Source organism: Marinomonas communis (assembly GCF_004363305.1).
Lineage (GTDB): Bacteria > Pseudomonadota > Gammaproteobacteria > Pseudomonadales > Marinomonadaceae > Marinomonas > Marinomonas communis.
In genome coordinates this window covers 352435-376718 of sequence record NZ_SNZA01000004.1, presented here as the reverse complement: position 1 = coordinate 376718, position 24284 = coordinate 352435, and the positions used below count along the sequence as shown (strand labels likewise).

At 47.3% G+C, this 24284-nt stretch carries 15 protein-coding genes and 1 tRNA gene; 7 read left to right on the top strand and 9 right to left on the bottom strand.

What is annotated here, in order from left to right:
- Both C8D85_RS13325 and C8D85_RS13320 read right to left on the bottom strand, forming a co-directional pair.
- The gene (locus C8D85_RS13325) at nucleotides 1–1938 is read right to left on the bottom strand and encodes a bifunctional 2',3'-cyclic-nucleotide 2'-phosphodiesterase/3'-nucleotidase (protein WP_133563514.1); all 1938 of its coding nucleotides are present in this window, start codon (nucleotides 1936–1938) and stop codon (nucleotides 1–3) included.
- 189 nt (nucleotides 1939–2127) lie between these two features.
- Nucleotides 2128–2820 carry an alpha/beta hydrolase gene (locus C8D85_RS13320; RefSeq protein WP_244937017.1) on the bottom strand — a complete coding sequence of 231 codons (693 nt, stop codon included), beginning with the start codon at nucleotides 2818–2820 and terminating at the stop codon, nucleotides 2128–2130.
- A 335-nt stretch (nucleotides 2821–3155) separates the two neighbouring features.
- Here C8D85_RS13320 and nfsA point away from each other — a divergent pair, with 335 nt between their 5' ends.
- From nfsA to C8D85_RS13305, 3 genes are all read left to right on the top strand, one after another.
- Nucleotides 3156–3893, top strand: a complete 738-nt coding sequence (gene nfsA, locus C8D85_RS13315) for an oxygen-insensitive NADPH nitroreductase (protein ID WP_133563510.1) — start codon at nucleotides 3156–3158, stop codon at nucleotides 3891–3893.
- 97 nt (nucleotides 3894–3990) lie between these two features.
- A tRNA-Ile gene (locus tag C8D85_RS13310) sits at nucleotides 3991–4067 on the top strand.
- 190 nt (nucleotides 4068–4257) lie between these two features.
- Nucleotides 4258–6243 carry a methyl-accepting chemotaxis protein gene (locus C8D85_RS13305; RefSeq protein ID WP_162847590.1) on the top strand — a complete coding sequence of 662 codons (1986 nt, stop codon included), beginning with the start codon at nucleotides 4258–4260 and terminating at the stop codon, nucleotides 6241–6243.
- A 97-nt stretch (nucleotides 6244–6340) separates the two neighbouring features.
- On the opposite strand, the gene C8D85_RS13300 is transcribed toward C8D85_RS13305, so the two are convergent.
- The 6 genes from C8D85_RS13300 to C8D85_RS13275 are packed head-to-tail and all read right to left on the bottom strand — an operon-like array spanning nucleotide 6341 to nucleotide 16894.
- Complete coding sequence (locus C8D85_RS13300; protein ID WP_133563506.1) at nucleotides 6341–7636, bottom strand: DEAD/DEAH box helicase; 1296 nt, start codon at nucleotides 7634–7636, stop codon at nucleotides 6341–6343.
- Between the two features lie 32 nt (nucleotides 7637–7668).
- The gene (locus tag C8D85_RS13295; RefSeq protein ID WP_133563504.1) at nucleotides 7669–8550 is read right to left on the bottom strand and encodes a transglutaminase family protein; all 882 of its coding nucleotides are present in this window, start codon (nucleotides 8548–8550) and stop codon (nucleotides 7669–7671) included.
- Nucleotides 8547–11117 carry a circularly permuted type 2 ATP-grasp protein gene (locus tag C8D85_RS13290; RefSeq protein WP_133563502.1) on the bottom strand — a complete coding sequence of 857 codons (2571 nt, stop codon included), beginning with the start codon at nucleotides 11115–11117 and terminating at the stop codon, nucleotides 8547–8549. Before C8D85_RS13290 ends, C8D85_RS13295 begins: the two co-directional genes overlap by 4 nt.
- A gap of 22 nt (nucleotides 11118–11139) precedes the next feature.
- On the bottom strand, nucleotides 11140–14493 hold the full coding sequence (locus C8D85_RS13285) for a transglutaminase family protein (RefSeq protein ID WP_133563500.1): 3354 nt from the start codon (nucleotides 14491–14493) through the stop codon (nucleotides 11140–11142).
- Nucleotides 14490–15437, bottom strand: a complete 948-nt coding sequence (locus C8D85_RS13280; protein ID WP_133563498.1) for an alpha-E domain-containing protein — start codon at nucleotides 15435–15437, stop codon at nucleotides 14490–14492. The genes C8D85_RS13285 and C8D85_RS13280 overlap by 4 nt, the downstream gene beginning before the upstream one ends.
- A gap of 2 nt (nucleotides 15438–15439) precedes the next feature.
- Nucleotides 15440–16894, bottom strand: coding sequence for a circularly permuted type 2 ATP-grasp protein (locus C8D85_RS13275; RefSeq protein ID WP_133563496.1), 1455 nt, complete (start codon nucleotides 16892–16894; stop codon nucleotides 15440–15442).
- A 262-nt stretch (nucleotides 16895–17156) separates the two neighbouring features.
- On the opposite strand from C8D85_RS13275, the gene C8D85_RS13270 reads away from it, so the two are divergent.
- Nucleotides 17157–18362, top strand: a complete 1206-nt coding sequence (locus tag C8D85_RS13270) for an FAD-dependent monooxygenase (protein WP_133563494.1) — start codon at nucleotides 17157–17159, stop codon at nucleotides 18360–18362.
- Nucleotides 18363–18396: 34 nt separating this feature from the next.
- Complete coding sequence (locus tag C8D85_RS13265; protein ID WP_133563492.1) at nucleotides 18397–19287, top strand: DMT family transporter; 891 nt, start codon at nucleotides 18397–18399, stop codon at nucleotides 19285–19287.
- Here the strand turns inward: C8D85_RS13265 and C8D85_RS13260 are convergent.
- Entirely contained in the window at nucleotides 19284–19856 is a 573-nt protein-coding gene (locus C8D85_RS13260) for a TetR/AcrR family transcriptional regulator (protein ID WP_133563490.1), read from the bottom strand. The genes C8D85_RS13265 and C8D85_RS13260 overlap by 4 nt on opposite strands.
- Before the next feature lie 101 nt (nucleotides 19857–19957).
- On the opposite strand from C8D85_RS13260, the gene C8D85_RS13255 reads away from it, so the two are divergent.
- Together C8D85_RS13255 and C8D85_RS13250 are read left to right on the top strand one after the other, a co-directional pair.
- On the top strand, nucleotides 19958–21151 hold the full coding sequence (locus C8D85_RS13255) for an efflux RND transporter periplasmic adaptor subunit (protein ID WP_133563488.1): 1194 nt from the start codon (nucleotides 19958–19960) through the stop codon (nucleotides 21149–21151).
- A gap of 18 nt (nucleotides 21152–21169) precedes the next feature.
- Complete coding sequence (locus C8D85_RS13250) at nucleotides 21170–24277, top strand: efflux RND transporter permease subunit (RefSeq protein WP_133563486.1); 3108 nt, start codon at nucleotides 21170–21172, stop codon at nucleotides 24275–24277.
- Nucleotides 24278–24284: the final 7 nt, after the last annotated feature.

Genomic DNA, 24284 nt, shown 5'->3' with positions numbered 1-24284 from the left:
TTATTGTAATTCAAAGACCGCAAAGCCTTGGTCGTCTAATCCAGTGAACGCCATTTTCGGTGTCGCATAGGATTTAGCTTTAGGTGAGCTGGTGAAATTAACGGTGGCACCTGCAAAGCTAGCAAACTTCCAGTTGTTATCCGCGGCAGGGTTGATGATGGTCTGAGACAACAAATAATTCGCCACGACGTCGCGGTTTTTATCTGGTGCATCAATGACCGTTGTGGATCCATCTAGCGCAGGGAATTTACCACCACCCGATGCGCGGTAGTTATTGGTGACGACTAAGAACTCTTGGTTAAGATCAATAGGCTGACCTTGGTAAGTTACCGCTTCAATACGATGTGCGTCTTCGTTAACGATTTTCCCTTCACTGTCATAGCGATTTGGCTTTGTCACATTGATGCGATACTGAATGCCATCAATCACATCAAAGTTGTAGGTTGGGAAGCTGGTATTAATCAGTGCTTGTGGCGCTTCTTGATTAGGTTGGATTTGATTAAACTGTCCAGCGGAGCGTTCTAGCCACTCGATCACCTGCGCACCAGTAAGTTTGACGATTTTCAGGTCATTTGGATAAATGTAAAGATCGCTCACATTTTTCAGGGCAATATCGCCTTTTGGTACGTCGGTGAAATACTCTGGACCACCGCGACCGCCTGCTTTAAACGGGGCAGCGGCCGATAAAATCGGCAAGCCTTCGTAAGAGGTTGCACGAACGATATTCTGTGCGTACCAAATCTGAGCATTGTTCACGATTTGGATAGAAGGGTCATCTTGCACTAGGGCGAAGAAGCTATTGATGTCCGCTGTGCTTTCACCCACTTTGCGACGCATGTACTCCAGTGTACCTTGGTGTTCATGCTCAACGGCATGATTGATATGCTCATCAGCTTCTACTAATGGCACTGTGGTGCGTCCTTCGCGCTTGGCGATAGCTCTCACACTGCTGGAGCCTTTGACAACTTTCCAGCCTTGGCCTTCTTGTTCCAGAACAAGATCTACTAAGCCAAGGTGTGATCCCCAAAAACCGGGCATGGTTGCAGGCACACCAAAAACGGTTCCTGTAGCGTTGTCTACGCCTTCGATGTTATCCAGTGAGCTATCCCCTGGAAACACTTTGTGGGAGTGACCAAATAAGATGGCATCGATACCCTCAACTTTGGCGAGGTGGTAAGTAGCGTTTTCTTCACCTTGCTCATAGTTCCCTACATACATGCCACTGTGAGGGATCGCTATGATGACGTCCGCCCCCTCAGACTTCATTTGTGGGATGTACTTTTTAGCACTGGCGATGATGTCTTTGGCAATGACTTTGCCTGTAAGATTATCTTTATCCCAAGTCATAATTTGCGGTGGTACAAAGCCGATGTAACCAACATTGATTACTTGCTCTTTGCCGTCGCTGTCCAATACCGCTGTTGGTTGGATCAAATACGGCTGGAAGTAAGGCTGATCGTTATCAGGATTGGCATCTCCGTCGTCGACGTAGACATTGGCATTAATATAGGGGAAGTTAGCGCCAGCTAATGACTTCATTAAAAAGTCTAAGCCGTAGTTGAACTCGTGATTACCAATATTGCCCACATTGTAATCCAGTAGGTTCATGGCCTTGTAAGCTGGGTGTGTTTCACCGAAACGCAACACGCGGCCTTTTGCCACATAGTCACCCAAAGGGTTGCCCTGTAATAGATCACCGTTATCGACCAGAACCGAGTTTTGAACTTCAGCCCTAGCTTGTTTGATTAATGTGGCAACGCGCGACAGGCCAACGCTGTTGCTTTGTTTGTCAGCGTAGTAATCATAGTCCACCAAATGCATATGAATGTCAGTGGTTTCCAATACACGCAGATCAACCGTTGCAGCGCTGGCTGTTGCGGAGGCTAAGCATGCCAACGTAAGGCTGGTTGGCAAAAAAAGTTTGCTCCATTGTTTCATGGTTTTATGGCTCCAAGTTCCAATTGTGACAGGCAAGAGAACGTTATTTTGACTAAAAGGTCAATATTTAAGAGAACAGGAGCTTATGCAATATTCATGACGCTTTCGTGTAATGAGCCACAAAAAAAGTTAGAGGAGTAAAAAACTGCAATCATGTGGTGAACTGCAGCGGTAGCGTTGACAACTCGCCTAAGGTTGTTGTTCGAAAAAATTCGCTATATCTCTTTGAATAGGGGCTTTACTCGGAATAAACCAAATCAAGTTTGAAACCATATCGACGTGCCCCATGTTTGGGTAAATAATCGTGTCGACGGCTCCGTTTTTTTGACGAACTCTCTCTGCTAAAAGGTCGATGTTGCGTTGTCCAACAAGCTCATCTTTCTCTCCCCATAGCAGTAACATGGGCGGTTCATTACCTTCTATAAAATTCGTAACGGTCATTTGAGGGTACTGATCTGGCGGCCCAAACATATCTTTTAAATCCTCTTCTTCGGGCACGAAATCATACGGTCCAGATAAGCCAGCAAAGGCTTTTATGTTTTGAATAGAGTGATTGAGCTGAGCCAAGTAACGTTCATCGGCACTGATCAAGGCTCCGATATGAGCACCTGCGGAATGCCCCATAATAAACAAACGGCTCGAATCACCATAGTATTCAGCAACGTTGTCTAACGTCCAAGCAACCGCTTGTGCACCATCTTCTACAAAGGCGGGAAACTTAACATCAGGGTATTTTCGATAATCAGGAATGACAACAACATAACCTAAATCTAAGAAAGTCTTCGCTACAAATGGGTACATCTCTTTTGAACCATCAGTCCAGCGTCCACCGTAGAAGAATACCAAGACCGGAGCTTGATTTGCCTTCGCAGTAGAAGGCACGTAAATATCCAAAGTTTGATTTGCTAACTGCCCGTAAGCGATGTCTTGATAACGTTTTGTGGAGTCAATCAGAGTAGGTAGATTGGCAACTTGTAACCCTATCTGAGTACATCCCGCGCTGAGTAATGCGCCAATGGCGATTAACGAGTTCCTGATTTTGATAAGGCTCTCCTAGCAGGTAAATATAAATTTTACGTGATTCGACCACCGTTGGATGAGGATTATTCAAAAAAGATTTCCCCATGGATTTTTTGAGAGCCTATTGGAGTGAGGCTAGGGCGCGCTTCATAATGGGACCATTCCAATAGGATCTAATGAATTATTAAGGAGTCATCATGAATGATGTCATTGAGCTCTTACAATCTCACCGTTCAATTCGAAAATACCGCGATCAACCACTTCCTGATGGACTGCTTGAGCAACTCGTAAGTGCTGCACAGTATGCCTCCTCAAGCAACAATGTTCAGGCCTACAGCATCATCCGTGTGAGTGATAAAAACAACAGAGCACGCTTACAGGAGTTAGCAGGGAATCAAGTTTATATCTCTCAGGCGGCAGAGTTTTTAGTCTTCTGCGCTGATATGAAGCGCAATACGGAAGCAGCGGCTCGTACAGGTATTGAACCGACGCTTGGTATGACAGAGCAACTTCTTGTTTCAACCATCGATACGGCATTGGTGGCGCAGAACTTTGCCATCGCAGCAGAATCAGAAGGCCTAGGCGTAGTGTACATAGGTGGTGTACGTAATAATCCGCAAGAAATCAGCGATCTGTTAAAACTACCAAAGCATGTTTATCCAGTATTTGGCATGTGTGTAGGCTACCCAGAACACCATCCTGACGTTAAGCCACGTTTACCTATTGCGACGGTTTTAAAACAGGATTACTACGATAGTGAACACGATATAGCCTTGGTTGCAAAATATGACTCGGAAATGGATGAGTATTACCAGCAACGAGCAGGTAGTAATAAAGTCTCTAACTGGTCAGAAAGCATGGCACCGATGTTTAGCGGTAAACTGCGCCCGCACATGCGAGACTTCTTAATTTCGCAAGGCTTCGAGATGAAGTAACCCGTTGGCTAATCTTAGCTACTTGATTTCACGGCAGAATTTTAACTTCCTGTATTGGCAAAGCGCTGCGCCCTAGCTATAATGGGCGCCGTTTAAAGGCCCCATAGCTCAGTTGGTTAGAGCATCCGACTCATAATCGGCAGGTCCCCTGTTCAAGTCAGGGTGGGGCCACCATACAAAATAAGCCCTAGCAGGTGATTACTTGCTAGGGCTTTTTTGTTGGTGCTACACACATACTGCATTTAGATCAGTCTTCTTAGACGTATTTCTATTTTTTTATACCTATCCCTTCTATTCACATTTGCTTACATGCCATCTATATACCATGCTTATTTGACTGCATTGGAACCTTATGGAGAAGCCTGTGTTGAAGAATCTTAAAGTGTCACATGCTATTGCTGTGGTGGGGTTATTACCGCTTTTATTAGTGTTGGTGTTGGCTTTCTTTCTTGGCTCAGGGTTATTGGACAGTATTCGAGATACTCAAAAAGCGAATGATATTGTTCGATTAACGGAGAAGCTGGATGGTATTGCGCATAACTTCGCGGTGGAGCGAGGTTTAAGTGCTGGTTTTTTGGGCTCGAAAGGGGAACAGGGGCGTGATGCAGTAGCGAAGCAGCGTGTTGTGGCCGATCAGATGGAGCAGGCTTTAAGAGACGTTAAGCCCACGGACTTTCAGCAGTTGACTGAGGCTGAGTTGACGAGCTTAGTGCAACCAACGTTGAATCTTTTAAACGATAAAGCCTCAATTCGTCAGAAAGTGGATGCCTTGGAGCCGGATAATGGTGCGTTCGCCTATTATTCTAAACTAAATGATACTGCGCTTAGAGGTATCCAACGTTCAATTACCTTGGTTAGAAGTACTGAGATTGACCAAGAGCTGTCTATGCGCTTGGCGTTACTTTGGATGAAGGAACGTATTGGTCAGTATCGCGGAGCGTTAAATGGGGTATTTGGCGCAGGAAAAAGTAGTGAAAAGCGTTTCGTTGAGATTAATGGCTATCTAGCCGATGAAAAAGTATGGGAACACTATTTTCAAGACATGGCCTCGGCTGAATACCGTGTGCAGTTACAAGCGCTTAAGCAAACCCCTGAGTGGAAAGCAGTGGACTCTGTATTGATGCGTTTTCAGCAAACAGAGAACCTAGATCAAATTCAAGGCCCACCTAATTGGTTCAAGATGGCCACGGCAAAAATCGGTTTAGTTAAGAAGCTGTCCGATCAAATCGGTTTGACTGTGCACGATCATGCAGAAGAAAAAGAAGCTCGTGACAATACGATATTTATTACGGTAATCACGGTAATTCTTGTTGTGGTCGCGTTTGTGCTCTTTTTGATGCAAAAAGTTATGTCGTCAGTTTCCTCCCGTGTGGCGATGGTTCATAAAGCACTAACATCTGTGGGTGAGCAAAAGGACTTTACGGTGAATTTAACCGTCGGTTCTAATGATGAGCTAGGTCAAATCATGCATGAGTTGAATCGTCACTTGAATCATCTGTCCTCTACTTTTGGCATGTTAGTGTCGAAATCGAATGAATCCAAAAGCAGTATGGACGACTTGATCGCTCAAGCTCGAATCGCGGTTAAGGAGACCCAAGAACAGCAAGCACGTACCGACCAAATTGCTGCCTCCATAGAAGAAATGTCTCTAACCAGCGGCACGATTTCTGTCGATATGCAGGAAGCCGCTCAAGCAACGGAAACTATCCAAAGTCGCGCATCGGAAGGTCGAGCTGGAGTGCATTCTATTCAAAGCTCAATTGAGACTTTGACTAGAGAGGTGCGCGGTGGCTTTGACTCAGTGCAACAAGTGACGGGGCAAACTGAGCAGATTGCCAGTATCTTACAGACCATCGAGTCGATTGCAGAGCAAACCAATTTGCTGGCTTTGAACGCAGCCATTGAAGCGGCTCGTGCAGGTGAGCAGGGGCGTGGTTTTGCTGTGGTAGCGGATGAGGTGCGCAGTTTGGCGCAACGTACCCAAGATTCAACAGAAGAAATTCGTTCAATGATTGAGACCTTGATTCATTCTAGTAAAAGCGCACTGACGTCTATGGAGAGCTGCTCAACGATGGCAACGGGCACGGCTGAAGAAGTGGTGAAGAATGCTGAAATGATAGAATCCTTACTGGAATCGGTGGATGCCATTAATATGACGATTGAAAGGGTTGCAACCGCAGCAGAGGAGCAGTCTCAAGTGACAGAAGACATTAACCAGAACGTACAAATGGTTCGTGATCGCTCAAGTCATATCTCTGAGGTAGTGGATTTAACCGAGACTGAAGCAAAGCGGGCGCAAGACCGTTTCGATGAAGTTTTAACAGAGGTGTCGTCATACCGCTTGCGCTAAATGAATAGCTCAATATAAGGCAGAGAAAAAACCACCATCATTTGCTTTAGGTGATGGTGGTTTTAATAATTTTAGGAAGAAAGCGCCAGGATCAATGCTACTTCTTTTTGGCCTTAGCAAATGGGTTGCTACGAAGACCAGGACCTTTCGTCACATCTGGCTTTGGTGGTTCTACTTTCCCTTTGGCTTTTGTTTTATGCGTCTCTGGGGCTGCACCTTTTGACTTCTTTTGGCTGCGTGGATGCGTATCAGGCACTCTATGTTCAGCTTCAAAGCCGGGTATTTCTTTACGTGGAACGCGCTGTTTTAGGAGTGCTTCAATGGCGCGTAGGTTCTCGGCTTCATCGGCACAGACCAACGATACAGCACGACCGTCTTGACCCGCTCGACCGGTTCGTCCAATGCGGTGTATATAGTCCTCCGCAACGTGCGGCAGATCCATATTAATCACAACGGGTAGCCCTTCAATATCCAAACCTCGAGCCGCTACATCTGTGGCAACAAGATACGCTAATTCCCCCGACTTAAAGGCGTTAAAAGCCGCTAGGCGAGCGTATTGTGGCTTGTCACCATGCATCGCTAGGGCCGAAAACCCTTCCGCTTGTAGAATATCTGTGATTTCGTCAGCACCGCGTTTTGTCTTGGTAAAAATCAGTGCTTGTTGCCAATGTTGGCGGTTTAATAATTCCGCTAACAGTTCAGGCTTACGTACCTTATCCACGGTATAAATTTGGTGACGGACTGTGGCTGCGACGCGGTTGCTTTGTTTCGCGGCGACCTCTTCAGGGTTATTCAGCCATAGCGCTGAAAGTGTCTTGACCGCATCCGAATAAGTCGCTGAGAACATCATGGTTTGGCGGCTTTTAGGCAGCAGTGTCAGCAACTCATTTAGGGCTTCTTCAAACCCGAGGTCCAGCATACGGTCAGCTTCATCGAGCACTAAGAATTGTAGTGAATCGAATAGCACGGCGTCTTGTTTAACGAGATCTATTAAGCGTCCAGGGGTCGCAACCAAAATGTCTGCACCACGTTGCAGTCCATTAATTTGAGGGAAAGCCTTCACGCCACCAAAAATGGTTTGGCTGCGTAAACCGAGTCCGCGGCTGTAGCTGCGAACACTTTCACCGATTTGGCTGGCAAGCTCGCGAGTCGGGGCCAATATCAGGGCTCGAACTTGTTTCGAGTCCGCACGATCACCGTCTTTGAGCTGTTCTAGCAAAGGTAGTGTGAAAGCCGCTGTTTTTCCTGTGCCTGTCTGGGCAGCTGCCAAGACATCTTTTTTTGACAGGATCAGGGGGATAGCTTGGGTTTGAATCGGCGTAGGTTTTTCGTAGCCAAGTTCATCAAGCGTGTGAGTAATGGCCTTAGATAGACCAAGTTTTGCAAAAGTCATTGTATTACCAAATTGATCGAAAATGTGAGCGCTTACACACGCTGCACATCAACTGATACGTTAAGTGCTTGGCTGTCGCCACCATCAAAGATAACGCCTTGTAGTGGCGTGACATCGGCGTAGTCTCGGCCCCATGCGGTTACGATATGCTGCTCATTAGGCATTAAATCATTGGTCGGATCGAATTCTACCCAGCCGAGATCAGGAATGAAAACGGCAAACCAAGCGTGGGATGCATCGGCACCGACTAATTTCTCTTGCCCTGGCGGTGGCAGCGTTTCCAAGTAGCCACTCATATAGCGCGCAGGCAGTCCAAGAGAGCGAATGCAGGCAATGGCCAAGTGGGCAAAATCCTGACAAACACCACGCTTATCTTTTAACACTTGTTCCGGTGGTGTGCTGACGCTGGTTGCAGCAGGGTCAAAGGTAAACTCTTCAAAAATTTGATGAGTAAAATCCATGCAGGCTTGTAGAACAGGGGTGTCATCGGTGAAGCAGCGGCGTGCATATTCGCCCAGTTCTTTTGATCGATGGATATGCACGGAGTCTAACGTGTACTCCTTAACCATGCGTAGTTCAGGTGACTGGGATGCTTGAATGAGGGCGCGCAGCTCCGCGCAGCTAAGGTCGTGCAGAGTTAGTTGATTAGACAAGTCGTTCTGCTCGATCTCAAAATAACATTCGACATCGATGGCCAGCTTCTTATGAGGTTCTTGGACGGAAAAATAAAACGTTGGGTTGCCGAAGTAATCCACCCCTTCTGTTTGATAAACAGGGGTTGGTGTAACCGCAATGCGTCGGCTTAAGCAACGTTGATTATGAGTATCGCGCGGCAGCAGGTGAGCCATGTTATAACACAAGGTAACAGGCGCTCCGTACAGGTATTCCGTTAAGTGTCTAACTCGATATCTCATACATTATTCTTCCATTTCGCTTTGATGAGCTGTTGCGGCCCAGCGGTATGATCAAAGTACTTATCACTGATAATCGTGGTCAGTTGTTCTAACTGCTCGATCACTTGGCCCATCAATTCGGTCAATTGAGCGCGGGTTTGAGTACTTTCTTCGATTTGCGCAAGCGACTCTAAGTCTGCTAATTGGATATCGTTTAGTGACTTAATAATGAGCCGCTTCTCTCGAGAAAGCCCCAATGATACTTGGTCAGATTGCGGCAATTCTTCTAAGTATTTACGCAGCTGATCCACTTGATAAATCAAAGAACGAGGGTTACTTCGGTCAATCATTAATAGATCTAAACCGTAGGACACTCGTGCCCGAGTGCGGTAGCGACGTCTGAACGAGATCAGTGCTTCGACACTTAATAAGACCGATTCAAGCACTTGCTGTTGCTGCAAGCTTGGTAGAGGTTTTGATAAGGTCGTTTTCAATAAATTAGCAGTCAATAACGCACGCTCAGTACGACGTCCAATTTCTTGGAACATCCAGTCCATACCGCGCAGCATGCTCTCATGGTTCAAACCTGAAATCGCCAATAAAGAGGTGACTAAACCGTCTAAAGATTCTTCTGGAACAGCAGGTAAGCCATTGACGTATGCACGGTCGACACTGTGGATGTGGTCGCGCAGCTCATTCAAAATGATACGAGTGTCCGCAGACAGCATTTCTTTAACTTGTTCAGCACAAGCCAGCATCAGTTGTAAGTTAGACTTGATTGAGCCAACTCGTTGACCGTCAGAAACCAGTGCCGCTAGCTCATCATTTGGTTGCATCAAAAGTTCTGGCTGCTCTATAAAGCCGGGCTGTGAACCACTGATTTCAGACATGGCACCTAGCAGAACTTCACGACTTTCGATTGGGAAATGATCAATACCGTTAAGCTGTTTAAAGATCGTTCGCATCAAACGCAAACTCATTTCCGCGCGTTCTGCGTAGCGACCAAACCAGAATAAGTTTTCGATTACTCGGCTTGGGAGGTTGGCCACTTGTGCTTGGCTGATTGGTAAGTTGTCCAGTGGTACGTCTATATCGGTTTCAGTGGTGTCACTGAGTACCCACATGTCTTTGCTTCGCGAGCCAGACAGGTTTTTACTAACAATGGCTTCAGCGGTGGATTCTGCTACGCGAGACAATCCACCTGGCATCACACAGTAACCGCTTTCATTAGCGACGCTGAAGGTTCGTAAAATACAAGGACGAGCAAGCATTTCGCCATTGTCCCAAACCGGTGTCACAGAACCAGGAATATAGTCTTGGGCAACATACGCTACTGGATCTGCGAGGATTTTTGCGCGCACTTCTGATAACGCTTTCTCGTCAAGCTGATGACAATAGATACTCTTGTTATCAATGCTTCGAAAAGCCGGTTTGATGATTAACTGGTGAAGGTTATTCAGCACATAAGCCAAATGCTCTTGCTCACCACACCAATAGCTGGTGACGGATGGCAGCAACAGAGGTTCGTCGAGTAGGGTTTGGCTAATCTGTGGCAGAAAAGCTAGCAGCGCTGGCGTTTCAAGAAGTCCTGTACCCAAAGGGTTTGCAATAATCACATTGCCTTGACGGGCAACTTCCAATAACCCCGGAACCCCTAAAGTCGAGTCCGAGCGCAACTCAGCCTGATCACAGTAGGCGTCTTCAACACGACGCAGAATGACATCAACACGTGACAAACCGTTTAATGACTTCATCCAAACTTTGCCATTGCGTACCGTCAAATCACCACCTTGAACCAGTGGATAGCCTAAGTGGTTAGCCAAGTAAGCTTGCTCGAAGTAAGTCGAGCTATACGCTCCAGGGGTTAGCACAACAATACGAGGGGAGTCGGTTAGATCACTGGCGAGCTGGCTCAGGGTTTCGCGGACAGTCTGGAAAAAGCCTGCCAAGCGCATGGTTTGGCTATCACGAAACAAAGACGGCAGCACTCTTGAGACCACCGTGCGGTTTTCAAGGGCGTATCCTGCACCACTCGGGGCTTGAGTTCGATCGCCTGTGGCTATGAACTGTCCCGACTGATCTCTGACAAGATCTACTGCGTGGAAAGTAAGCGCAGTTTCGCTCGGCCAATGCATACCGTGGCACTGTCTAAGAAAACCAGGATGAGAGAAAACGATTTCAGAAGGCAAGACACCTTCTTTCAGCAGTCTTTGCTCGCCATAAAGGTCTTTATAAATCAGATCAAATAAATGAGCTCTTTGTTTGAGCGCAGTTTCTAGATTGAGCCACTCTGATTTATCTATGACGTTTGGAATGATATCGAGTGACCAAACATTCGGTGATAAAGGGTCACTTTTCAAATTATACGTGGCACCGTCGTCACGCAAAATACGTTGCGCACGAAGGTGCCTATCCTGCATCCCTTCTGTTCCTAATTGATGCACTGCCGACATCACAGGTTGCCAAGGCAAACGTGGTTGTCTGGTTTCAGAAAAGGCTTCATCGTAAGCACGATCCGGTGCAACATACGGAGCAGTCAGCGGCGCTTGATCCTGCGCCGCTAGTTTTGCAATGGTGGATTCGGTCATAAATAAGACGTTCTAATAAAGATTAGAGCCTAGTATACCTCTTCCTTAGGTCGAGCGTATGCGGATATTCATGACATATCTCTTCCTGTGGCGGTGACATGGGTCTAGTGGCCTTGTCATGCTCTGTCACGCTGCGAAGCGCACTGTATTCCGGAGGTGGAACTAACGCACCTTGTGTGAAGCCATGATCCCAGAAACGGTTAACGCGACGCGCTTCGGCTTCGTTGCTGTTGACCGGCAAGGTGTCATAGTTACGGCCACCTGGGTGGCTAACATGATAAGTACAACCACCAATAGAAACACCGTTCCATGTATCGATTAAATCAAACACTAACGGAGTGTCTGTGCCCAGCGTTGGGTGCAATGCAGACGGTGGTGCCCACGCCTTGTAGCGTACCGCACCAACCGCTTCACCTTTACGTCCCGTGCTACGCAGTGGGACACGACGACCGTTACAAGACAGAACATAGCGTCCTTCAGTTAGACCACTTAGACGTACTTGCAAACGTTCCACCGACGAGTCCACATAGCGTGCTGTACCTGATTGAGTGATTTCTTCACCGAGTACATGCCAAGGCTCAATCGCCCAACGCAGTTCAAGCTCAATATCATCAATTTGCTGACGGCCATAATGCGGGAAGCGGAATTCTTCAAACGGTGCTAACCATTCAAGTTTAAATGGCAAACCATGAGCTTGAAGATCATCCACGACTTCTTTGATGTCCTGCCAAACAAAGTGCGGCATCATAAATTTGTCGTGTAATGATGTGCCCCAACGAACCAAAGGTTTGTGGTAAGGCTCGTGCCAGAAGCGTGCGACTAAACAACGTAGCAGTAGCATTTGTACGAGCGACATACGTGCATGGGGCGGCATTTCAAAACCACGGAATTCAAGCAAGCCTTGGCGGCCACTGCTTGAACCTGCGGCATAGAGTTTGTCGATACAGAATTCAGAGCGGTGTGTATTACCGGTAATGTCTACCAGTAAGTTACGCATCAGACGATCCACCAACCACGGCTCGTCTACCAAACCCGTCGGGATATTCTGGAAAGCAATTTCCATTTCGTACAAGGCTTCATCACGGCCTTCGTCTGGACGTGGCGCTTGGCTGGTTGAGCCAATAAACATGCCTGAGAATAAATAAGATAATCCTGGGTGGTGCTGCCAGAACGTCACCAAACTGCGAAGTAGGTCAGGGCGACGTAACAGCGGACTGTCAGCTGGCGTTACGCCACCAAGGGTGACGTGGTTACCACCGCCCGTCCCAGTATGACGACCATCCAGCATAAACTTCTCTGTGCCCAAACGAGATTGATAGGCTTCCTCGTACAATGTTTCTGTGTTGTATAAAAGCTCTTTCCAATTCTTCGCTGGGTGAATGTTGACCTCGATAACGCCAGGGTCCGGGGTGATCAAGAACTTTTGCAAACGGTAATCTTTTGGTGGCTCATAGCCTTCGATAACAATCGGCATTTGCAATTGTTTTGCCACAGTTTCAATGGCATTGATTAACGCAACATAATGTTCAAGGAAGCTCACTGGCGGTAAGAACGCATGCAATCGACCATCGCGCGCTTCGATACAAAGTGCTGTTCGAATAACGTTTTTGAGGATCGTACTGCTTGCCTCGTCTGTATCCGTCAATTTTTGCTTGGTTTGTGTCTGAGCAGAACCCGCTGTCGAAGCGGATTGGCTGTAAACAGGCAGTGGTTCACGTGGTGCAAATGGATCACGCTCAGGAGTTTGCTCTTCTTCACTGATCGCCGGTAACGAGTTTAGCGGCAAACGGTAACCCATTGGACTATCGCCAGGGATAAGCGTGATCACATCAGAACGCATTGGCCAGAGGCTACTTTGCCATTGGGAACCATTAAACTCGATCGGTAAGACATAACCACTGACGCGCTCAAGGCCACGGTTTAGCAGTTTCGCCAAGCGGCGGCGTTCTAAATCATCTTTGAGTGATGCTTTGCGTGGGTTCACATCGTCAGGCAAAGAGCGCTCTAACCATAGGTAATAGAGTGTGTCTTCGTAAGTAGGCTGTAGATACTGAGACTCCAAACCCAAGTATTCACATAGAGCTTGGCCAAATTTGCCTGCATGACTTTCATCAAAGCCGTAGTCTTTGTCGACTCGGGCAAGGTATTTTGGGTCCTGCCACAGAGCTTCGCCATCAGTACGCCAGAAGCAACCTAGCGCCCAGCGTGGCACTTCTTCGCCTGGATACCATTTGCCTTGGCCGTAATGCAGTAGGCCGTTGGTACCAAACTTAGCCTTCATGCGCAACAAGAGATCTTTCGCAAGGCGCAGCTTGTCAGCCCCCAGGGCGCCAGTGTTCCATTGTTCAGAGTCCATATCATCAATGGAGACAAAGGTTGGCTCGCCGCCCATGGTTAGGCGTACATCGCCTTGTTCTAGACGTTTATCCACTGCATGACCAAGGGCTTTGATGTTCTCCCATTCGTCATCACTGTAAGGCTTAGTAACGCGCGGGTCTTCGTGGATACGAGTAACGATGTTGGTGTAGCTAAATTCGCATTCACATTCATCCGTAAAGCCAGTAATTGGCGCTGCAGAGACTGGCTCTGCGGTACAGGCCAATGGAATATGTCCTTCACCGGCAAACAAGCCGCTGGTCGGATCAAGACCCACCCAGCCCGCACCGGGTAAGTATACTTCACACCAAGCGTGTAAGTCGGTGAAGTCTTCCTCTGGTCCAGAAGGACCGTCTAACGCTTTGATATCAGATGTCAGCTGTACTAAGTAACCCGAAGCAAAACGTGCTGCTAAGCCTAAATGGCGCAGGATCTGAACCAACAGCCAAGAGGTGTCGCGGCATGAACCTTTTTTAAGTGTGAGCGTTTCTTCACAGGTTTGCACACCGGGTTCTAAGCGAATGCCGTAATCAATTTCATTGGACAGGCGAGTGTTCAAACTCACCAAAAAGTCGACAATGGGTGTGCTCTTAAGATCAACCGTCTTTAGCCAAGCTTGCAGCTCCGGGCAGTCTTCTGACTTATGTAAATAAGGCGTGAGCTCTTCTAGTAATTGCTTGTCGTATTTAAATGGAAAGTGCTCCGCGTACTCTTCGATAAAGAAGTCGAACGGATTAATGACCGTCATGTCGGCGATCACTTCGACCGCAAATTCCAGTTTTTTCATTTTCTCTGGAAATACCAAACGCGCTTGGTAGTTACCATAAGGGTCTTGTTGCCAGTTGATAAAATGATCTTCTGGCAGCACTTTTAATGAATAACCATGAATATGGGTACGTGAATGAGGTGCCGGACGCAGACGTAAAATGTGCGGCGAAACATTAATAAAGCGATCAAACTCATAAGTGGTTTTATGCTGAATCGCTACGCGGATGGTCATGCCGCTTCTCCTTTCTGGAAGTTAAACCAGTTTTCCGTGATCTGGTGATGCAGGGTAATGATATCAAGCTGAATATCGTTCAAATAATCACTGAACTCACTGTTCAAATCGCTTGAATGCTCCACTGCTTTGGTATTTTCCAATAATTTGTCTGCGCTCAGAATAACGAGGCCAGAGCGAGGCAGTTCCGCTGCTGCCAGCTTGATCTGCTCTAGGCAGTATCGCTGTGAGCGCGGGAAGTATTTATCATTCAATAAGAAGGTCACCGCCTTGGCGCCGCGAATAGAACTGCGCATGGTGCGACGGAAACTTAAGTAAGCACTTTGTGACTTTAACACCTTGGACCAAACGACTTGGCCCAACTCCATATCTTGCTCGGCTTGCGATTGACTCATCAAGGAGGTCGCCGCATCAATAATACGAGTGTTCATATCAACTCGTTCTAGATAACGTCCTAAGATCAAGAACTGCCAGCCTGCATCACGGTCCATGGTTGCTGCTAACAAGCCAATGATTTTCTGGCAACCTTCAATAATGGTATTGAGGTAAGCATGGCGGGCAGAGCGGTTGATGCCTTGTTTAATATTTTGTTTGGCAAATAAGTCCAACTCATTCACTAACTCCCACATTTCATTGGGCAAGACATCTCGAGTTGTACGGATGTTTTCACGGGCCATTTTTAATGATGATAGTAGGGAGCTTGGGTTGTCATCGTCTGATAAAAGAAACTTCACCACGTTGCGTTCATCACGAACTTTATAGCGGTTATTAAACGCTTCAACGCCGCTGTTGATCTCGATAAGGTTGTACCAAGAAATTTGTACCACGTTGTGGGGTAAATCGAATAATAAATCGTCGTATACACTGACCAGGCGAGCCGTATTTTCCACGCGCTCTAGGTAGCGAGCACTCCAGTATAGGCGTTCTGCAACTCTTGAAAGCATGATTAAGCTCCTTTTGTGTCCACAATCCAAGTATCTTTACTACCACCGCCTTGTGACGAATTGACGACGAGAGAACCTTTTTTCATCGCTACTCGTGTCAAGCCACCTGTGGTCACGTAAGTTTCGTTGCTTTGTAAAATAAACGGACGTAAATCCAAATGACGCGGTTCCAGAGAGCCTTTACCGATCAAGGTTGGCGCCGTAGAAAGCTTAAGGGTTGGCTGAGCAATATAGTTGCGCGGGTTTTCTTTGATCAGCTCGGCAAAGATCTGTTGCTCTTTCTTAGTCGAATGGGGGCCAACAAGCATGCCATAGCCGCCTGATTCATTAGCAGGCTTGACCACTAACTCATCCAGATGTGCTAGCACGTATTCGCGATCTTCTTCGTTATCGCAAAGATAGGTTTTTACGTTTTTAAGAATAGGTTCTTCGTCAAGGTAATAACGGATCAAGTCAGGTACATAGGCGTAGACTACCTTGTCGTCTGCAACACCAGCACCTGGTGCATTGGCCAAAGCGACGTTGCCGGCTTTCCAAGCGCGCATTAACCCTGGAACACCGAGTACGGAGTCAGGGTGGAACGCTTCTGGATCAAGGAATAAGTCGTCAATACGGCGATAGATCACATCCACGCGTTCAGGACCGTAAATGGTCTTCATGTAAACGCAGTCGTCCTCGTCCACAAATAAATCCGCACCTTCGAGTAACTCAACCCCCATCTGCTGTGCGAGAAACGCATGTTCAAAATACGCTGAGTTGTAGATCCCTGGTGTTAGGACAACGATTTCTGGACATTCAATGTCTCGTGGAGACAAAGCCGCGAGGGTGTCAAACAAGTCAGAGGTGTACGACCCAACAGGTAAAATTTCGTCGTTTTCAAATAATTCAGGTAGAACACGTTTGGTAATGGCACGGTTTTCAAGCATGTAAGAGACACCAGATGGCACTCTTAAATTATCCTCCAGAACGTAAAAGTCTCCGTGCTCATCGCGCACTAAATCTGTGCCACAAATATGCGCCCAAACACCGTACTTGGGTGAGACGCCAACGCATTCTGGGCGGAAGTTTTTTGAATCTTTGATGATGTGTTCTGGGATGATGCCATCTTTGATACAGCGTTGATCGTGGTAGAGGTCGTCGATGAAGCGATTGAGGGCGGTGAGTCGTTGCTTTAATCCTTCTGCGGTGATTTTCCAGTCTTTAGCGTCGATGGTGCGAGGAACGATATCAAATGGCCAGGCTCGGTCAATGTTGCCTTCCTCAGTGTAAACGGTAAAGCTAATTCCCATTTCCTGAACCGTTGCTTCGGCGGTTAGGCGCCGCTTCTCAAGTTCTTCAGTAGGGAGGCTTTCTAGATAATCTAGCAATTCTTTTGCCGGTTTTCTGGCTTTCCCTTGAGCGTCAATTAACTCATCGAAAAAAACGCCAGCGTTATAGTTATTAGTGAGTGTATCCATATTCAAATTATCCCCTTTAACGGCTGAGGACTGCACTATCACAGTTCATTCTCGTGCGCGGTATTGGTTATTGATGAACCAAAATAGAGCTGTTGGCAAGCGAAACTTAGCTTTTACTAATGAAGAGCAATTATTGAGCCAAAAAAGAGGCGTTTTACTGAAACTTCTTTCAAGAGAATCTAGGATGGAGAAGAACTTAAATCAGGTTTAAATAGTCGGTTTTTGTTATGATTTTGTGGTTAGGGCATGAACAAAGGAATAAATGGTGGAGCAGGTAAAATTGGCTGAGCACATTATTGTTGTCGGCGCAGGCATTGGCGGGTTGACCGCTGCTTTGGGGTTGGCGAAACAAGGCTTTACTGTGGTTGTGTTAGAGCAAGCCCCCGAACTGAGCGAAGTGGGAGCGGGTTTGCAGCTTAGCCCCAATGCCGTCAAAGTACTGCAAGCATTCGGTGTGGCAGATGCCATTGAACCCCATTGCTTTACTCCTCAGCGTGCCTGCATTCGTGATCATCGCAGTGGTCGTCATTACCTTGATATGCCACTGGGACGGGAGATGGTGAAGCGTTACGGCGCTCAGTATTGGCATATTCATCGCGCCGACTTGCATCAAGAATTAGTGCGAGCCTGCCAGCAACACGGGGTCGATATTCAGCTCAATCAGCGAGTGATGGGCTATCGAAACGAGAAGGACCATGTCAAAGTCCTGCTGGAAAAACAAACGCTGAGAACCGATTTATTGATTGGGGCCGATGGCGTTCATTCCCAAATTCGTGAACTAATGTTGGGGGCGCAAGCGCCAATCTTTACTGGGCAAGTTGCTTGGCGTGGCACGGTGCCCATTGCCAATATCAAAGGCGCATCGGTTCAGCCAAATGCTACGGTGTGGGCTGGGCCGCATCAGCATATGGTGACTTACTACCTTCGAGGCGGTGAGTTTGTCAATTTTATTGCGGTAGAAGAGCAGGCTAGCTGGCGCTACGAATCTTGGCGTGAAGAGGGCGACACTGAAGTCTTGCGCAGTAAATTCCATGGTTGGCACCCTGAAGTCACTGCTGTTTTGGATGGTTGTGAGTCAACGTTTTTGTGGGCCTTGAATGGTCGACCAGTGTTACCAACGTGGCATGATGATCGAGTGGTTTTGCTTGGTGATGCATGTCATCCCATGTTGCCGTTTATGGCACAAGGTGCGGCGATGGCCATTGAAGATGCCTTCGTGCTATCCGGTACATTGGAAAAGTATGATTACGAATATGCTTTTATGAAGTATGAGAAATTGCGTAAACCTCGTGCAACAGCTGTACAGAAGCAGTCACGAGATAACGCCTCGTTATATCATATGCACGGTGGTTGGCAGGGGCGTCTAAAACTCGAAGCGCTGGGAGTGGCCTCTAAATACGCCAATGGAATTATTCAAAGTAAGCTTGATAGCATTTATGGGCATGATGTCACCGCGCTACGCCTATAGTGATCAGGCCGTGCATTAATAAAAGGATGATGTTTTGAGCACGTCGCCATCTTTGCTAAAAGCTGAACTGATTTTAGTTTCAGTCACCATTATCGCCGCGTTTGGTTGGATTTTCTCCAAAGAAGCGTTGGCGGAGTTGCCACCCATTTTCTTTCTCGGAGTGCGCTTTGTCATCGCTGGGATAGTACTTTTTTTTGTTGGCGCTCGTTTCTTTAAAGGGATTCGTTGGCAAGACTTAAAAGGCGCGACCCTGGTTGGTGCTGTCATGAGCATTGCCATGATGTTTTGGATTGTGGGGCTCGATCAAGTGAGCAATATTGGCGTTGGAGCCTTTATTAACAGCTTGGGCGTCATTTTAGTGCCCGTTTTCGCGCGCTTTATGTTCAAGGAGCGTCCTGCTCGCAGTATCTGGGTTGCGCTCCCCATTGCCGTGATTGGCTTAGGATGTTTGGCGTTAGGTAATGGCGTGAGCTTTGAGTGGGCGCAGGGCTTCTTTCTTGTGTCTGCGATTACCTTTGCTTTTCAATTTAATCTGCTAACTCGCATGTCGACGAAACTGCATGTGCTGGTGTTGACTGCGATACAGCTGTTTACTGCGGGTGTCGTTATGTTGATGGTGTCTCCGACCATTGAAGAGGTGCCTCACTCCGTATCATTGCCCATCGTAGGCTGGTTTTTAGCTAGCACACTGATCGCCACCAGTTTACGTTTCTTGCTGCAAACTTACGGCCAGAGCTTAACGCCTGCTAGCCATGCGGCAGTGATCATGAACTTAGAGCCTGTCTGGACAGCGCTGTTAGCGGCTATTTGGTTTAGTGAAACCATGACCAGTCTTCAACTCATAGGATGTGCGCTTATTTTCTCCGCTATGCTGGTCAGTAAGTGGAGTCAGGTCCGCGCTTTTCTGAGGCGCAAAACCGCTTAATTATCGGGGAAAAGTTGGTTCAGCATATGCTGAAATAGTTGGTGAGATGCTGCATCAAAAGGCCCTGCAAAAAAGCCTCTACGATGGAATAAACCATCGGTTAGCGCTACCAAAAACTGGACTCTAGCGCGGATGTCCGTTTCGTCGTCTAGGGCATAACGTTGACGCACCAACTTCACCGCGTGCTCGGTCAGGCGGTGATCCGCATCGTACTGGATTTTGGCTAATGCCGCTGAGCGATTCGCCTCAGCTTTGATTTCCATGTTTAAAATGCGTTCTGTGTGGAATTCTTGTTCGTGCTCCGGCTCGAACATTCGTGCCAGCCAGCCTTTCTTTTCGAGAAACTCCTCCATCATTAGAAGGTACTCTTCGGTTTTCTGCTCCACAACAGCGCGGATAATGTCCTCTTTGTGGGCAAAATAACGATAAATTTGGCCTACACTGAGTTCAGCTGTTTTCGCGATGTCGGCCATACTGGCCTTATGAAAGCCTTTTTCCACAACGTGCACGATAAATGCATTCATAATCTGCTGGCGGCGTTCTTGCTCATTTACCGGAGTTTTTTTCATAAATATTTACACGATTGAAAGATGGGAACTGTAACCAAGCTGGATTATAGTGTGAATGAACGCTCATTCTCAAATGATAATTATTGGAGTCACCACAGTATATGCTGTCTAGGAACATATTGATTACAGGGGTTGTACTGGCCTCGGCGATTTTGGCGGGTTGTCAAGAAAGCGAAAGCAGTGCCGCAGCGAGCGCGCCAGCTCAGCAAGCACCAAAAACTCAAGTAGGTGTCATCACCATTGAAAAGCAAGAAGTAAAGCTAACGTCTGAATTGCCTGGCCGTACCAAATCTAGCCTTGAAGCAGAAATTCGTCCACAGGTAGGCGGTATCGTGGAAAAGCGCTTGTTTGAAGAGGGGCAGACTGTATCGGCGGGAGACCTACTTTATCAGCTAGATGACTCAGTATATGAATCCAATTTAGAGCAGGCACAGGCAGACCTAGACAGCGCTCGTGCCACGCTAACCTCGACGAAGCAAACATACGAGCGTTACCGTCAGCTTAAAGAACGTAACAACGTTTCTCAGCAAAACTTAGATGATGCAAACGTTGCCTATCTATCTGCAGTTGCGGATGAAAAACGTGCAGTTGCGGCATTAAACAGCGCCAAGATTGATTTGGCTTACACGAAAATCACCGCCCCAATCGATGGCAAAATTGGCATCTCAGATGTCACAGTAGGTGCCTTGGTGACAGCTGGTCAATCGACGGCGATGACCACTATCCGTGCCATGGACCCTATGTTCGTTGACTTGGCTCAAACCAGTGTTGAACAGCTTCGTCAGAGAACGCTATTGAGCCTAGATCACGTCAGCTTAGGAGATCAAAGCGTTACCTTAACTTTAGAAGATGGCTCTGAGTACCCTTACAAAGGTCGTTTGAAAACTCGTGAAGTGAACGTAGATGAGATGACCGGCAGTGTTACCTTACGTGCGGAGTTTGATAACCCTGATGGTCTACTGTTGCCAGGGATGTTTGTCCGCGGACAGATTAACGATCTGAATGACAGCGAAGCGATTCTAGTGCCTCAACAGGGCGTTTCCCGCGATGTGAAAGGCAATGCCATTGCATACGTTGTCAATGCTGATAACAAAGTTGAGCAGCGCATTCTAGAGACTGAGCGTTCCATTGGTAATCAATGGTATGTGACGGACGGTATCAAAGCGGGTGATCGTGTCGTCGTTCAAGGCAGTTTGAAAATTCGCCCAGGTGCTGAAGTGAATGCGGTGGAACTGCAACGTGATCCACAAACGGGTCGAATTGTTGAAGCAAATGCTGCGACCACTGGCCAGTAAATTAAAGGAGCCAAGTTTATGATTGCGCAGTTTTTTGTTAAGCGCCCAGTCTTTGCTTGGGTAATATCAATTGTCATCATGTTGGCAGGTATTCTTGCCATCACACAATTGCCTATTTCCCAATATCCGAATGTAGCACCGCCTTCTATCCGAATTTCTGCTACCTACAACGGTGCATCGGCGGAAACGGTTGAAAACAGTGTTACACAAATTATTGAGCAGCAGCTTACTGGTCTAGATGGCTTACTGTACTTCTCTTCAAGCAGTAGCTCTACTGGTCGTGCCAGTATTGATGTGACCTTTGAGCAAGGAACCGATGCGGATACCGCTCAGGTACAAGTTCAGAATAAAGTTCAGCAGATCACGTCAAACCTGCCGTCTTCTGTGCAGCAACAAGGGGTGACTGTGACCAAGTCTCAGTCTGACTTCCTGTTGATCATGGCACTTTATGATGAAACCGATCAGGATAACGCTAGCGACTTATCTGACTACCTAGTATCGAATATGCAGGACCCTATTTCTCGACTTGAAGGGGTAGGTAGTGTTCAGGTATTCGGCTCGTCTTACGCTATGCGTATTTGGTTAGATCCACTTAAATTAGCGACTTATAACTTAATACCATCAGATATTGCGAATGCCATTGAGGCGCAAAACGTTCAAGTAGCAGCCGGTAGCTTGGGGAGTTACCCCATCGCAAACGGCCAAGAGCTAAATGCGACGGTAACGGCTCAGTCAAAGCTAGAAACACCGGAAGAGTTTGAGAACATCATCCTTAACTATGATGACAATGGTGCGACGGTTCGTCTGAAAAATGTAGCGACGGTTGAGTTAGGTAGTGAGAACTACAACTTTACTCCACGCTTAAATGGCCACCCTTCTACAGGTATGGCGGTGATGCTGGCGCCTAGTGCGAACGCATTGGAAACCTCTGAGCGTGTAAAAGCAGCCATAGAAGAATTGAAGCGAGGCTTACCTGAAGGCTATAAAACAGCTCTTCCACTAGACTCAACAGAGTTCATCAAGATCTCTATTGAAGAGGTGGTGAAAACACTGTTTGAGGCGATTGTTCTGGTTGTCATCGTGATGTTTGTGTTCCTACAAAGCTGGCGTGCAACCTTAATCCCTGCGATCGCAGTACCTGTTGTCTTGCTAGGTACTTTTGGTGTTTTGCAGGCGTTTGGTTACTCAATCAATACCTTGACCATGTTTGGTTTAGTGCTCTCGATTGGTCTACTTGTGGACGATGCCATCGTTGTGGTGGAAAACGTTGAACGGGTAATGGAAGAAGAGAAACTGTCAGCTCGTGAAGCCACCATCAAGTCGATGAAAGAAATCACCAGCGCATTGATTGGTATCGCGGTAGTTCTGTCCGCGGTATTCGTACCGATGGCCTTCTTCAGTGGTTCAACTGGGGTAATTTATCGCCAATTCTCTATCACCATTGTGTCGTCTATGGTGTTGTCGGTGATCGTGGCATTGACCTTGTCGCCAGCCCTTTGTGCCACGCTTTTGAAACCAAGTCACCACAAAGAAAAGCGTGGCTTAGGTGGTTGGTTTAACCGTACTTTTGACCGTTGGACGGAACGTTACAGTGGTCGAGTGGCGACGCTTATCAAGCAACCAGTACGTTGGTTAGCAGGTTACTTGGTGATCATTGCTGGTATGAGTTACTTGATGATCAACACGCCAACGGGCTTCTTACCGACTGAAGACCAAGGTAACGTCATGGTCATCGTATCCTTGCCGGAAGGGGCTTCGATGGCTCGTACTGAAGAGGTTATGGATAAAGTCCAAGATCATTTCTTGAACAATGAAAAAGACTATGTGGACTCTATCTTTACCATCTCTGGCTTCAGCTTTATGGGAACAGGCCAAAACGCGGGTATGGCATTCGTATTGCTCAAACATTGGGATGAGCGTACCGAGCCTGGAAGTTCTGCGGCGGATATCGTTGCGCGTTCTTACCCAGGTTTAGCGGGTATTCGTGATGCGCAGATCTTCTCATTGTTACCGCCTTCAATTCGTGGTCTTGGCCAAAGTAATGGCTTTACCTTCGAGCTTCAGGCTGCGGGTAATACGAGCCGTGAAACCTTGCTTGAGATGCGTGATAAGTTATTAAGCGATGCTCGTGCGAGTCAGATCTTGAGTGGTGTTCGTATGGGTGGACAAGGGGAAACCCCACAACTTCATATCGACATCGACCAAGAAAAAGCCTCGGCATTAGGACTCTCCATGGCAGACATCAGTAGTACATTGTCTTACGCTTGGGCAGGTAACTACGTGAATGACTTTGTCGACCGTGGTCGTGTGAAGAGTGTGTATGTTCAAGGTGACGCGGAATACCGTGGTGCGCCATCAGATTTACAGCACTGGTACGTACGTGGTGACGGTGACAAAATGACGCCATTCTCCGCGTTTGCTGACAGTGAGTGGACGTATGGTCCTAAAACACTTGCGCGCTTCAATGGCTTACCTTCTTATGAGATCCAAGGTTCGGCTGCAGCGGGTCTAAGTTCTGGCGATGCCATGACTGAAATGGCTCGTATCGCTGAAGGCTTACCGCAAGGTACTTCTTATGCTTGGAGTGGTTTGTCCTACCAAGAGCAGCAATCGGGCGGTCAAACGTACTTCTTGTATGCGGTTTCTATCTTAGTGGTTTTCTTATGTCTTGCTGCTTTGTATGAAAGTTGGACGGTACCGTTCTCGGTAATCATGGTTATCCCACTTGGGGTGATCGGTGCAGCGGGGGCTATCTACTTGCGTGATCTACAAAATGATGTGTACTTCCAGGTCGCCCTATTGACCATCATAGGTCTGTCGTCGAAGAACGCCATTTTGATCGTTGAGTTTGCTGAAGCGGCCTATCGTCGAGGTGAAAATGTGTGGCATGCGGCAACGGAAGGCGCACGTTTACGTCTTCGTCCGATTATCATGACATCGCTTGCCTTTATCGTTGGTACATTGCCACTGGCACTGTCTTCTGGTGCGGGTGCTAACAGCCGAATCTCAATCGGTACTGGTATTGTGGGGGGAACCTTAACGGCAACGTTATTGGCGATCTTCTTTGTACCGTTGTTCTTTGTCTTGATTCGTCGCTTATTCCCTAAGCGCCCGATTGAAGATTGATAAGAAC